General features: G+C 71.8%; 9 protein-coding genes. 5 read left to right on the forward strand and 4 right to left on the reverse strand.

The features are described 5' to 3' along the window. On the reverse strand, nucleotides 1-1,206 hold the full coding sequence (locus ACY1JF_RS16870; RefSeq protein ID WP_462705948.1) for an ROK family transcriptional regulator: 1,206 nt from the start codon (nucleotides 1,204-1,206) through the stop codon (nucleotides 1-3). A 234-nt stretch (nucleotides 1,207-1,440) separates the two neighbouring features. Here ACY1JF_RS16870 and ACY1JF_RS16875 point away from each other — a divergent pair, with 234 nt between their 5' ends. Beyond that, a complete protein-coding gene (locus ACY1JF_RS16875) occupies nucleotides 1,441-4,896 on the forward strand; it encodes a glycosyl hydrolase (protein ID WP_462705949.1) in 3,456 nt (1,151 codons plus the stop codon). 67 nt (nucleotides 4,897-4,963) lie between these two features. On the opposite strand, the gene ACY1JF_RS16880 is transcribed toward ACY1JF_RS16875, so the two are convergent. Then, a complete protein-coding gene (locus ACY1JF_RS16880; RefSeq protein WP_462705950.1) occupies nucleotides 4,964-6,454 on the reverse strand; it encodes an MFS transporter in 1,491 nt (496 codons plus the stop codon). 384 nt (nucleotides 6,455-6,838) lie between these two features. Between ACY1JF_RS16880 and ACY1JF_RS16885 the strand changes: the two genes are divergently transcribed. Continuing rightward, entirely contained in the window at nucleotides 6,839-7,591 is a 753-nt protein-coding gene (locus tag ACY1JF_RS16885; RefSeq protein ID WP_462705951.1) for an MFS transporter, read from the forward strand. An 18-nt stretch (nucleotides 7,592-7,609) separates the two neighbouring features. Here ACY1JF_RS16885 and ACY1JF_RS16890 read toward each other — a convergent pair whose 3' ends face one another. Together ACY1JF_RS16890 and ACY1JF_RS16895 are read right to left on the reverse strand one after the other, a co-directional pair. Next, nucleotides 7,610-8,209, reverse strand: coding sequence for a TetR/AcrR family transcriptional regulator (locus ACY1JF_RS16890; RefSeq protein ID WP_462705952.1), 600 nt, complete (start codon nucleotides 8,207-8,209; stop codon nucleotides 7,610-7,612). Between the two features lie 117 nt (nucleotides 8,210-8,326). Beyond that, on the reverse strand, nucleotides 8,327-9,226 hold the full coding sequence (locus ACY1JF_RS16895) for a LysR family transcriptional regulator (protein WP_462705953.1): 900 nt from the start codon (nucleotides 9,224-9,226) through the stop codon (nucleotides 8,327-8,329). 194 nt (nucleotides 9,227-9,420) lie between these two features. On the opposite strand from ACY1JF_RS16895, the gene ACY1JF_RS16900 reads away from it, so the two are divergent. From ACY1JF_RS16900 to ACY1JF_RS16910, 3 genes are all read left to right on the forward strand, one after another. Continuing rightward, nucleotides 9,421-10,644, forward strand: a complete 1,224-nt coding sequence (locus ACY1JF_RS16900) for an FAD-dependent oxidoreductase (RefSeq protein WP_462705954.1) — start codon at nucleotides 9,421-9,423, stop codon at nucleotides 10,642-10,644. A gap of 42 nt (nucleotides 10,645-10,686) precedes the next feature. Continuing rightward, nucleotides 10,687-11,580, forward strand: coding sequence for an alpha/beta hydrolase (locus ACY1JF_RS16905; protein WP_383257273.1), 894 nt, complete (start codon nucleotides 10,687-10,689; stop codon nucleotides 11,578-11,580). A gap of 113 nt (nucleotides 11,581-11,693) precedes the next feature. Continuing rightward, nucleotides 11,694-13,142, forward strand: a complete 1,449-nt coding sequence (locus ACY1JF_RS16910; RefSeq protein ID WP_383257275.1) for an MFS transporter — start codon at nucleotides 11,694-11,696, stop codon at nucleotides 13,140-13,142. Nucleotides 13,143-13,195: the final 53 nt, after the last annotated feature.

Consider the following 13,195-nt stretch of genomic DNA (forward strand, 5'->3'; position numbering starts at 1 on the left):
TCACCGCCGCGCCGACGACTTCCCACGGTCCGCGAGCGCCCGGCCGCCGATGAAGGCGGCATCGTCCTGGCGCATGCCCGGGACGACGGTGAGCGCCCTCGCCAGGGTGGCGGGCAGTGTCTGGTGGACGGCCTCAATAAGCCCGTCGATGACCGGGGCCGTCGCCGGGCCCAGGACGGGGTCGATGACGACGGTCTCGGGGTTGAGCATGAGGAGGCCGCCGGCGATCGCCATCCCGACGGTCCGGCCGAGGTCGGTGAGCACACCGCGGACCGTCGCGTCTCCCTGGACAGCGAGTGCGACGACGTCGAAGAGATCGAGGTCCTGGCCGTAGCGTGGGCGGAGCACGTCCAGGAGGTGCCGTGCGTTCGCGACGGTACCGAGGCAGCCGCGCCCTCCGCAGGCGCAGAGCATGCCATGCGGGTCGACGCGGATGTGCCCGATCTCCCCGGCGGCGCCCAGGGCGCCCCGCAGGACGTGTCCCTGGACGACCACCGCTCCCGCGACGATGTCCCCGAGGCGCAGGTACAGGACGCTGTGCCGGCCGCGGGCGGCTCCCGCGCTCGCCTCTCCCAGAGCGGCGAGGTTGATGAGGTTCTCGACCTGGGCCGGGACGCCGAACCTGTGCGACAGGGCAGCCGCCAGGTCGGTGGTGAGCCAGGCGGGGTACTCGTCGATCCCGTAGTAGCCGGGCACGTCCTCGCCGAGGAGGGTGACGCCGTGGTCCTGCCGGTAGGGCTGGGGGACGCCGAGGACCATCCGGGAAACCCGCTGGACCGGGTCCCGGCCCGGCACCGCGGTCAGCAGGCGTTCGACCTCCACGGCCGGATCGGTGCAGGTCCACCACTGGAACGGCTCCTTCGCCACCGGCGTGCGCCGTCCGTCCGGGCCTACCTCGCAGACCGCGATGTCCTCGTGGGTGATGAGGACGACGAGGACGCCGCCCGGGGTGTCGGGCAGGTGCAGGGCGTCGGCGGTGGGGCCGCGGCGCCGTGCCTCCTCGGTTCGTGGTCCGTCCGGGAGACGGCCGGATGTCTTCTTCTGCGTCAGCAGGCCGCGGGCGAGCAGGCGTGCCACCGCGCCGCTGACGGTCCGCCTCGGGATGCCGGACAGCTCCGTCAGCTCGGCCCGGGTCAGCGGGCCGTGCGCCGCGATCAGCTCGATGAGGCGGCGTTCGGAAGCGCGTGGCGCGGGTGAGGTGGACACCTCGGGATGCTAAGCGGCCCACGCACCACCTGGCCAGGATGGCCTGGTAAGTGACGCAACCGTGGCCCACCAGGGCGTTGACGAGCGGATACGGCCACCGAAGGATGGCGGCCTAGCACCCACCCCTTCGCGGCCCCGCCGGGCAAGGCGCAGGACACCCGCCCATTGAAACGATTCATCAAGATGTCCCCCTTGCCACGAGCCGCGACTTCAATGACCCGATGGAGAGTCACCGTGCCGACGAACCGCAGGAACTTCCTCAAGAAGGCGGCCAGCACCGCCGCCCTGGGTGCGAGCGGAGGGCTCATCGGCTCCACCGGCACCGCCGCCGCGGCAGGCGGCACCCCGCCGGACCTGTCCCACCTGGGCACCCTCCGCGCGGCGGACGCCTCGTCCGCCCTCGCCGGCTCCGGTCTGCTGAACGGTTTCAGGAAGCCGCCCGCCGAAGCGCTGCCGCGCGTGTGGTGGCACTGGATGGACGGCAACATCTCCAAGGCCGGGATCGCCAAGGACCTGGAGTGGTTCCGCGAGGCCGGTGTCGGCGGCCTGGTGAACTTCGACGGTGGCTTCGGGCTGAAGCAGATCGTCGATCCGCCGGTCACCTACCAGTCCGCCGAGTGGCGGGACGCCTTCAAGTTCGCCATGGAGAAGGCCGCCGACCTGGGCCTGGAGGCCGGGGTGGCGGCCTCGCCGGGCTGGTCGGAGACGGGTGGGCCCTGGGTCGCCGCCGAGGACGGTATGAAGAAGGTGGTCTGGTCCGAGACCTGGGTCGACGGGGGCCGCACCGTTCAGGTGACCCTGCCGGAGCCGACGGACGTCGCCGGGCCCTTCAAGGACTACCCGGGTGAGGCGGACGTCCGTTACTACAAGGACGCCCGGGTCTTCGCCTACCGCGTCGCCGACGGCGCCCGGCCGCAGAGCGAACTGAAGCCGCTGATGTACGCCTCCGCCACCAAGGCGTCCGCGACCGCGCCGGTGGTGAGCGGCGGCAGCAAGGGTGTGAAACTCGACAGCGCCAAGCTCTCCAGCGGCTCCCTGAAGGACATCACCAACCTCGCCCCGCCCACCGCGGACGAACCGACCTGGATCCGGATCGAGTTCCCCCGCGCCGTCACCGTCACCGGCCTGAGCATCGCCGCCGGGACCTCGGCCGCGCTCCAGGACGTCACCGAGTACGGCACGGTCGTCGAGGTCTGGGCGAGCAAGGACAACCGGAGCTACCACCAGGTGGCCGAGGGCGTCTGCGGTGACGAGCAGCGCACCCTGTTCCTGCCGCGCACCGAGGCCCGCTACTTCAGAGTCGTCCTCAAGGCGCCGGGCAAGCCGGCCGAAGTGCCGTACTACCTGCCCCAGCCCACCGGCACCGAGCCCGTCCCGCTGCGCTCCCTGGTCCTGCGCACCGCGCCGACCGTGCACCGCTTCGAGGCCAAGGCGGGCTTCGTCCAGGCACCGGACTACTACCGGATCGACACTCCGGAGGAGGGCTCGGCGAAGGCCGTCGCCACCTCCGGGGTGATCGATCTGACCGAGAAGATGGACGCCAAGGGCCGGCTGCGCTGGAAGGCCCCGCGCGGCACCTGGGTCGTGGTCCGGCTCGGCGCCGGACTCACCGGCCACCAGAACGGTCCCACCACCGAGGCGGCCACCGGCCTGGAGGTCGACAAGCTCGACGCCAAGCGGGTCCGGGCCTACCTCACCACCTACCTGGACAACCTCCAGAAGGCGACCGGCAAGGACAACATGGGCGCCCGCGGTCTGACCGCCCTGCTCAACGACAGCTACGAGGCCGGTCCGCAGAACTGGACCGACGGCATCCTCAAGGAGTTCCGCACCCGGCGCGGCTACGACGCCGGCCCCTACCTGCCCGCGCTGACCGGCACGGCGGTCGGCGGAGCGGCCGAGTCGGACCGCTTCCTGTGGGACTGGCGGCAGACCATCGGCGAACTGCTCGCCGAGAACCACTACGCCGTCGTGCACGAGGTCGCCCACGAACGCGGCCTGAAGCTCACCTACGCGGAGGCCCAGGAGAGCAGCCGCGCCATCACCGCCGACGACATGGACATCCGGCGCCACGCCGACGTGCCCATGGGCGCCAGCGGCAACCCGTGCGCGCCGGGCGACCGGCTGGGGGAGCGCTACCTCGTCGACATGCGGGGCGCGGCCAGCGTCGCCAACATCTACGGGCGGGACTTCGTCGCCTGCGAGGCGTTCACCTTCGGCGCGCGCCACCTGATGCCGGGCGACCTGCGGCCGACCGCCGACCAGATCCTGCTCTCCGGTGTCACCCGTTTCATGATCCACACCTCCGCGCACCAGCCCCAGGACAAGGGCCCCGGCGTCACCCTCGGCGGCATCGGCTGGTTCTTCAGCCGCAACGAGACCTGGGCGGACCACGCCAAGCCCTTCACCACGTACCTCGCCCGCTGCTCGTACGTCCTCTCCCAGGGCAGGGCGGTCAAGGACGTCGCCTACTTCTACGGCCAGGAGGCCCCCGCCCCCGCGCTCTGGGGCCCCAGCCGCCGCCGGTCGGACCTCCCGCTGGGCCACGACTTCGACTACGTCAACGCGGACGTGCTGCTCAACCGGCTCTCGGTGAAGGACGGCCGGCTCGTCACCCGGACCGGCATGTCCTACGGACTGCTGTACCTCGGCGGTGCCTCGGAGCGGATGACCGTGCGGGTGCTGCGGAAGATCGCCGCGCTGGTGGAGGCCGGCGCCGCGGTCGCCGGGACCCGGCCGGTGGCCAGCCCGAGCCTGGCCGACAGCGACAAGGAGTTCCGCGCTCTCGTGCGCAAGCTGTGGGGCGAGGAGGACGAGCGGGACCGGGTGGTCGGCGCGGGCCGGGTGTTCGGCGACGTACGGGCCGAGGAGGCGCTGTCCGCCCTGGGTGTCGTCAAGGACTGGGACTACGCCTTCGACGCCGACGACCCGCTGGGCTGGATCCACCGCACGACCGACGGCGCCGACGTGTACTACGTCGTCAACCGGCGGGCGGTGCGCACCGCCCTCGATGTGAAGCTGCGGGCCACCGGCAAGGCCGTCGAACTCTGGGACCCGGTCACCGGCGGCGTCAGCGCGGCGACCTTCCGGACCGAGCGGGGACGCACCGTCCTCTCCCTCGATCTCGGTCCGTCCGAGGCCCGGTTCGTGGTCGTCGCGCACGGCACCGCGGGCAAGGGCACCGCCGAGGCAGCCGCCCGCCGGGTCGTCGGTGTGGTGGAAGGGGACTGGAAGGTCACCTTCCAGCAGGACCGCGGGGCGCCCGCGTCGGTCGCGCTGGACTTCCTCCAGGACCTGTCGCAGCACCAGGAGGCGGGCGTGCGCTACTTCTCGGGCACGGCCACGTACACCAAGACCTACCAGGCACCCGACCGCGTCAGCGGTGGGCGGGTCTGGCTGGACCTCGGCGAGGTGCACGACATCGCGCGGGTGAAGGTGAACGGCGCCGACGCGGGGACGGTGTGGTGCGCGCCGTACCGGGTCGACGTCACCGACGCCCTGCGGTCCGGGGCCAACAAGATCGAGGTCGAGGTCACCAACAGCTGGTACAACCGGATGATCGGGGACCTGCAGCCGGAGACGAAGACCCCGGTCACCACCTTCGTGGGCCAGTTGTGGGACCTGACCGCGGAAAGTGCGCTGGAGCCCGCCGGCCTGGTCGGTCCCGTCCGGGTGGAGGTGGTGCGGTGACGGCCGGCTGAGGACGGGGCGGGGTGCCCGGTCGGTCCGACCCGGCACCCCCTTCCAGGACTCCCGCCTACATGTGGACGGCGGGCGCCGCCGACTCGTCGTGCCGGGGCACACCGCGCTGGTACAGCAGCACGGTCGCCACGAGCCCGACGGCGAAGATGGCGGCCGTCCAGCCGTAGGTGGCCGAGTAGCTCTCCACGGACGCCTGCGCGATCGCGGCCGGGCTGGTGCCCGGGTGATCGGCCAGGTAGTCGGCCGAGGCGCTGGAGGCGATCGTGGTCAGCAGGGCGGTGCCGATGGAACCGCCCACCTGCTGCATGGTGTTGACACCCGCGGAGGCGACGCCGGCGTCGTGGTGGGCCACGCCGGAGACCGCGAGGTTCATGGCGGTGGCCATGATCAGACCCATGCCGAAGCCGGTCACCACGAGCTGCGGCAGGACGTGCGCGGCATAGGAACTGCCGACCCCGAGGGTGGTCATCCACAGCAGACCGAGGGCGCCGATGGCCATACCGGCCGGCACCACGGGCTTGGGGCCGATACGGGGCACCAGCACGTTGGTGGCCAGGATGGTGCCGGTCATCATCGCGCCGACCATGGGCAGGAACGCGAGGCCCGTCTTGACGGGCGTGAAGCCCATGATGATCTGCATGTAGTAGGTCAGGAACAGGAACACACCGAACATCGCGGCGCCGATCAGCAGCACCGAGACGAAGGACGCGCCGCGGTTGCGGTCGGCGAGGACGCGCAGCGGCAGCAGCGGGTGCGCCGCCCGGGTCTGCCACCAGGTGAACACGGCGAGCAGGACCGCGCCGGCCACCAGGAAGCCCCAGGTCTGCGCGGAGGTCCAGCTGTGCGACTCGGCGTTGGAGAAGCCGTAGACCAGGCCGAACAGGCCGGCGGAGACCAGGACGGTGCCGGGGACGTCGAGGGCGACGTCACGGTTGCGTCCGTCGTGCTTCAGCAGCAGGAAGGCGCCGACGAACGCCACGACGGCGAAGGCGACGTTGACGTACAGCGTCCAGCGCCAGGTGAGGTACTCGGTGAGCAGCCCGCCGAGCAGCAGCCCGATCGCGCCGCCGGCCCCCGCGATGGCCCCGAAGACGCTGAACGCCTTGGCGCGGTCCTTGGGGTCGGTGAACGTCGTGGTGAGCAGGGAGAGCGCGGCGGGGGCGAGCAGGGCGCCGAACAGGCCCTGGAGCGCGCGGGCGGCCACCAGCAGTTCCAGGCCGGGGGCCGCGCCGCCGATGGCGGAGGCCGCGGCGAAGCCGACCAGACCGATGAGGAAGGTGACCTTGCGGCCGAACAGGTCGGCTATCCGACCGCCGAGCAGCAGCAGGCTGCCGAAGGCGAGGGAGTAGGCGGTGATGACCCACTGCCGGGCGCCGTCGGAGAAGCCGAGGTCGGCCTGGGCGGTGGGCAGCGCGATGTTCACGATGGTCGCGTCGAGCACCACCATGAGCTGCGCGATGCCGACGAAGGCCAGGACCCACCAGCGGTGGTCGGCCGGGCGCGCGCCCGCCTGGGCGGGTGCCCGGGTTGCAGTGGACTGCGACACGGAGTGCTCCTGAGAAGTCGAGGATGCGCGCGGCGGGCGGGCCCGGACCCGCGCGAAGATGAAACGGAAGCGTTTCATCCACCATAGGGGTGGCCAGGGATGAAACGCAACCGTTCCATCCCTGGCCACCCGGGGTTTCTCTCCAGGCAGCCGCCGGGTCCGCCCCGGTGGGACGGGCCGGACCGGCCCGCCCGGTTCTCCAGGCAGCCTTTTTTCTTTCCGTTTCTCGGAATTCAGTGAGTGGGAAAAAGGCCCGCACCGACGTATTGACTCGCATTCTGCCGACGAATCTATAGTGCCGCCCACTGCCTTTCCTGCGACGAAGGAGTCGTTGTGACTGTCGATCCCGCATGGTCGTACTCGCCGCTGCCCGGCACCGGAAAAATGCGAAAGGCGCTGGCTCTGTTCGCCTGGAACCTGCCCGGTCTGCTGCTGGTCGTCTGCGCGGTGTCCAGCGGAAAGCTGGAACCGCGCATCGTGGCCGACCTGCCCACGTCCCACCCGGACTGGTTCTCCCTGACTTTCGTGCTGGCCACCTTGCTGGGGTGCCCGGCGGCCATCAGGATCGGCGAACTGTACGGAAAACGGCGGGCCGTCGAGGTGGTCTGCGCGGTCGGCGTGGCGGGCCAGCTCGTCACCCTCGCCGCCCCGGGCTTCGGCGTGGCGCTGGCCGGGCACGCCCTGGCCGGCCTCTACGTGGCGGTCGGCCCGGTCAGCCTCTTCGCGCTCGGGGACTGCTTCCCGGGGCGCCGCAACTTCGTCCTGTGCGTCCTGGCGGTCATCGTGATGAGCGCCGCGACGGCGGCGCTGACCACGGCCGTCACCCCGGCGCTGCTGGACGCGGCCGGCTGGCGCGGCATGTCGGCCCTGCTGGCCGGGCTGATCGCCGTCGCGGCCCTGCTGCTGCGGACGGTGCCGCGCCACCCGGCGACGGGCGTCCGCTTCGCCGAGGTGGGACTGGCCGCCCGGCTGCTGGACGGCGCCGGTCCGGCGCTGCTCGTCACCGGGCTGGTGATGGGCACCAAGTGGGGCTGGGGCTCGGCGTTCGTACTGACCGCCCTCGGCGTCGGTGCCGGCCTGGTCGCCCTCCTGGTGCTGCGCGGCGTGCGCGGCAAGGCGGCGGCCGTGGCCGTCTGAACGAGGCCGGGGTGCCGGTCAGGTGTGCAGCAGGGCCGGCATCACCCAGTCGTCGATGAACCGGGCGAGGTAGTCCGAGTCCAGCAGAGTGCCGTCGAGCGCGGGGCGGCTCATCACCAGGCTCCGCATGGTCTGCGGCAGGAACTCGGCCGCCGCGGGCCGGCGGGTCAGCTCCCCGCGCTCGACCGCCCGGTCGATGAACCGCATGACGTGCTCGGTGTCCGGCTGGAACAGCGCCGTCCGCACCGCGGCGGCCAGCTCGTCGTCGGTGAGGATGGCGTGGCTGAGGGCCGCGTAGAGCCGGCTGTCCTCGGTGGCGTGCCGGGCCAGGCGCGCGGCCACCGTGATCAGGTCGCCCCGCAGGCTGCCGGTGTCCACCTCCGTGGGCCGCACCGGGCCGCTGCTGCGGACCGCCGCCGAGACCAGCCCGGCCTTGCTGTGCCAGAGCCGGTAGAGCGTCGCCTTGCTGCAGTGGGCGCGCGTCGCCACGTCGTCCATGGACAGCGCCTCGTAACCGGTGTCGCTGAGTGCCCGGAGGGTGGCCGCCAGCACCTCCCGCTCGCGCTCCGCGGTGACCCGCGGGCGTTTGACGGGGGCAGCTGCCTCGTCCGTGGCCACAGACGCCTCCTGGATGAAGTGGAACGGTCCCGTACGCAAACTAGGCCGGTGGTCGATGGAACGCAAGTGTTTCATCGACCACCGGTCCGAGTGTGTGGCGTCCGGCCGGTACGGGGCTCAGGACTGCTCCACCACGCGTCCCGCCCGCGAAGCCATCGCGCGCAGCCAGATGTGCGCGGGGTCCCGCTCGTGGGCGGGGTGCCACCACAGGGACTCCAGCAGGTCACCCAACTCGAAGGGCAGATCGGCGACGGTCACGCCCTGGCCGGCCGGATGCAGCCGGGCGACCCGCTCCGGCATCAGCCCGATCCGGTCGGTGCCGCGCACCAGGTGGGGCACGGACAGGAAGTCCTCCGTGCTGACCGAGGTCCGTATGCGCACCCCCTCCTGGGCCAGCCGCGGCATCGTGGACAGCGCCGAGAAGGGGTGCTGGTAGGCGAAGACCCAGGGACGGCTGGACAGCTCCTCCCGGTCCAGCGTCCGCTCGGCGGTGTCGGAGGAGACCACGCAGACCCAGCGGTCCCGGTACAGCTGCAGCATGGGCACGTTCACCAGGACGCCCTGAGGCAGCACGATCGCGTCCACGGCGCGCAGCGAGTCGGAGGCCCGGTGCACGAACTGGGCCGTGCTGTGGTGGAAGGTCAGCCGCACCCGCGGGGCCTGCTCCTGGATCAGGTCGGCCAGCACCCGGCCGAAGACCGGCAGGTGGCAGTCGGCCACCACCAGGGTGAACTCGTGTTCCGACTCCGCCGGATCGAAGTCGGCGCGGGTCTGGAAGACCCGGTCGGTCCAGCTCAGGGCGAGGGAGGTCTGCTCGGCGAGGCGTTCGCCCAGAGCGGTCAGCTGGTAGGAGTTGCCCACCCGGGTCAGCAGTTCGTCGTCGAAGTGCCGGCGCAGCCGGGCCAGCGCGGCGCTCAGGCTGGGCTGACTGAGCCCGAGGCGCTGCGCGGCCCGGGTCACGCTGCGTTCCTGCAGCAGGGCGTCCATGGAGACGAGCAGGTTGAGGTCCGGGCTCACGTCCCACCCCTTCGTGAGGCATCAGCTGCATCTATAACGGACATCAGCGAATTCAGCTTCCCTGATGAAATTCAGCCCGGCAAGACTAGGGCACCGCGAGCCCAGGGACACAGCCGCACCTGGCTCCGCGTTCTCGGCAGGGCGTCCGGCCCGCCGTACCGACGCGTTGAAAGTCACGAAGGGCAGGGACGCCGATGTCGTCGTTTCACGTTCTCATCGCCGGCGGAGGAATAGGGGGCCTCTGTCTGGCACAAGGTCTGAAGAAGGCCGGGATAAGCTGCGCCGTTTATGAGGCGACCCCCGGCGTCATGCGCACCGGATACCGGCTGCACATGAACGCCACCGGTGGCGGCGCGCTCAAGGAGTGCCTCCCGGAGAACCTCTACGAGCTGTACATGCAGACCTCGCGGATCAAACCGCGCCGCGAACTGTTCGTCATGCTGGACGACCAGTGCCAGGAACTCGGCACCCGCCCGCACATCGGACCGCCCAACGACCCCGACCGCCCGCACACCGCGGTCAACCGGCGCACGCTGCGCCAGATCATGCACACCGGGCTGGAGGACATCGTCCACTTCGGCCACACGGTCACCGGCTACGAGGAGGACGGCGACCAGGTCCGGCTGCTCTTCGCCGACGGCACCTCCGCCACCGGCGACGTGCTGATCGCCGCGGACGGACTGCACTCACCGGTCCGCCGTCAGCGACTGCCGCAGGTACCCACGGTCGACACCGGCATGCGCTCCGTCGCGGCCTGCGTCCCGCTCACCGACGACCTGGTCGCCACCCTGCCCGAGGCCCTGTTCGACGGCTTCGTGCTGGCGAGCTCGGCGGACGGGGTCAACTTCTCGTTCGGCGCCTGGCAGCCCCGCCGCCCGGTCGCCGAGGCGGTCGCGGACCTCGCCCCGGGCGCGGACATCGACCACGTCGAGCCGTACATGATGGTGCACTGCGGATTCCAGGAGGGCAGTCCTTACCTGGCCGGCATCCCCGACCTGTGGAAGGCCACCCCCGAGGAACTGCACCGGGTCATGCGCGAGGCCGTCCGCGGCTGGCACCCCGGCGTGGTCGAACTGGTCGAGCACGCCGACAGGTCCACCCTCGCGCCCATGTCGGTCCGCCGCCTGGAGCCCGTCGACACCTGGGAGATCGGCCGCGTCAGCTTCCTCGGTGACGCCATCCACGCGATGCCGCCCTCCTTCGGATCCGGCGCCAACACCGCGCTGCGCGACGCGTCGTCCCTGGCCGGCGCCCTGGACCGGGCGGTCAACGGCGGCGGCGACCTGCTGGCGGAGATCGCCGCCTACGAGGAGGGCATGCGCGCCGAGGTCTGGCCGATCTTCCGCGCCTCGGCCGACCCGCGCTCCTTCAGCCAGGCCGACTTCCTGCCGGACGACGTCCCCGTCGCAGGCCGCTGACACCCGCACCCACCCCCCGTACACACTTCTCTGGAGAGCACCATGCCCGTGGTCGAGGACATCGAGTTCACCGTTGACGGCATCACCCTGCGCGGCTGGCTGACCCGCCCCGACGATACCGAGGGGCCGCTGCCCGTCGTCATCCTCCAGGGCGGCCTCGGCGGACCGGCCGAGTCGATGAAGTTCCAGGCCAAGGCGTTCGCCGAGCAGGGCCTCGCCTGTCTGGCCTACGACCACCGCTGCACCGGCTACAGCGGCGGCGAGCCCCGCCAGATGTTCGACCCCTGGCAGCAGTGCCGCGACCTGCGGCACGTCATCACCCACCTGACGCTGCGCGACGACATCGACGGCGACCGCATCGGCCTGTGGGGGGTGAGCATCGGTGGCGCCAACTCGATGTTCGTCGCCGCCACCGACACCCGCGTCAAGGCCGTCTCCGCCATCATCCCGCCGGTCAGCGGCTGGAGCGCCCGCCAGCTGCAGCCCGCCGACACCCTCGCGGAGCTGGAGGCGCTGATCCCGGTCGACCGCAAGGCGCAGGCCCAGGGCGAGCCGGCCCGGACCATCCGCCTGCACGGCGAGCCCGCGCCCGGCGACCCCGTCATGTTCAGCGACGAGGAGGGCCTGGAGTTCGTCGAGAAGATGATCCACGACCTCCCGAGCTTCAGGAACGCCATCACCATCTCCACCCTGGACCACCTCTTCGAGATGGAGGTCCGCGCCTACGCCGAGCGCATCACCCAGCCCACCCTGATGATCCTCGCCAGCGAGGACACCGTGGCACCGGTGGAGGAGGCCCGGGAGATGTTCGGGCGCATCCCCGAGCCGAAGGAGCTCATCGAGTACCCCGGCCAGCACTACGAGATCCTCTCCAACCACTTCGGCGAGATCATCGCCCGCTCCGCGAAGTGGATGGCCCGGACGCTCACCGAGTAGCGCCGCCCGCTGTCCGCACCCCCGCATGCCCGGACCGTTCCCGGCCGGGCGTGCGGACCCGCCCGCGCGCCGATCCGCCACCGGGCGCCGCCCCGCCGAGAGGACCCCAGGACGTGTCCCACCCCGCCCAGCCGGCCGCCACGCCGGCCGAGCTGAGGAAGGTGCTGCTGCCGCTGGTCGGCGGCGCGTTCCTCGTCGTGCTCAACGAGACGATCCTCAGCGTCGCCGTCCCGTCGATCATGCGCGACCTGGACGTCAGTGCCAACACCGCCCAGTGGGTCACCAGCGCCTACATGCTGACCATGGCGGCCGCCATCCCCGCCAGCGGTTTCCTGCTGCGCCGCATGGGCGCCCGGCAGCTGTTCGTCGTCGCCATGGTCCTGTTCAGCGCCGGCGCCCTGATGGCCGCGCTGTCGTACACCTTCCCGCTGCTGGTCGCCGCCCGCGTCGTCCAGGCGTGCGGCGCCGCGGTGATGATGCCGGTGCTGATGGCCACCGTCGCCGCCATGGTGCCGCCCGAGCGGCGCGGCACCGTCATGGGCACCGCCACCATCGTCGTCGGCGCCGCCCCCGCCCTGGGCCCCGCCACCTCCGGCTTCGGCCTGAGCCTGGTCGGCTGGCACGGGGTGTTCTGGACCGCGCTCGGCGTCGCCCTGCTCATCCTGCTGCTCGGCCTGCGTTCGCTGCCGCCCCGGCAGGCCCACGAGCCCGTGCCGATCGACTGGTGGTCGGTCGCCCTGTCGCTGCCCGCGTTCGGCGGCATCGTCCTCGGCCTCAGCCTCGTCGAGAGCGACGTGCCGGCCGCGATCGCCTGCCTGGCGGCCGGACTCCTCGTCCTGGCCGGGTTCGTACGGCGCCAGCTGCACACCGCCCGTACCGGCCGCGCCTACCTCGACCTGCGCACCTTCCGCTCCGCCGGCTTCACCGCGGCGATCGCCGCGATGGCGGCCACCAGCGTCATCCTGTTCGCCACGGTCAGCATCGTCCCGCTGCTCATGCAGAACGTCCTCGGGGTCAGCACCGCCGTCACCGGACTCGCCATGCTCCCCGGCGGCGCGATGATCGCGATCCTCTCGCCGGTGACCGGCCGGCTCCACGACCGCTTCGGCGCACCTCGGGTCATCCTCCCGGCCGCCTGCGTCGTGCTCGCCGCCACGGTCGCCTTCACCCAGATCCCCCGGTCCGCGGGAGCGGCCGCCTTCTCCGCCGCGTTCATCACCCTGCACATCGGTTTCGCCGGGCTGTTCACCCCGCTGATGACCCTCGCCCTCAGCTCCGTCTCCCGGGAGCACCAGCCCGACGCCGGCGCGACCTTCAGCACCACCCAGCAGCTCTTCGGCGCGGCCGGCGCGGCCGGACTCATCGCGATCATGCAGGGCATGTCGACCCACGGCAGCGAGGTGACCGTCCGCGGTGTCCACGGTGCCTTCACCGCCGCCGCGGTCAGTGCGGCGGCACTGCTGGCGATCACCGTCTGGATCACCCTGCGGACCCGCCGGGACCGGGCCGCCGGCGAACCCGACACCCGTACCCGGCCCGTGGAGCCGGCAGCCGGCGGCTGACGGGCCGTCCCCCTCCCGGACGTGCCGGCCCGCCCGTTCGAACGGTCGTAGCC

Source organism: Streptomyces sp. SYSU D01066-1 (assembly GCF_054956795.1).

Excerpts from the sequence above, each read along its gene's own strand:
- ACY1JF_RS16885 (WP_462705951.1), top strand. The coding sequence starts at position 6,839 with ATGCGAAAGGCGCTGGCTCTGTTCGCCTGGAACCTGCCCGGTCTGCTG.
- ACY1JF_RS16900 (WP_462705954.1), top strand. The coding sequence starts at position 9,421 with ATGTCGTCGTTTCACGTTCTCATCGCCGGCGGAGGAATAGGGGGCCTC.
- ACY1JF_RS16905 (WP_383257273.1), top strand. The coding sequence starts at position 10,687 with ATGCCCGTGGTCGAGGACATCGAGTTCACCGTTGACGGCATCACCCTG.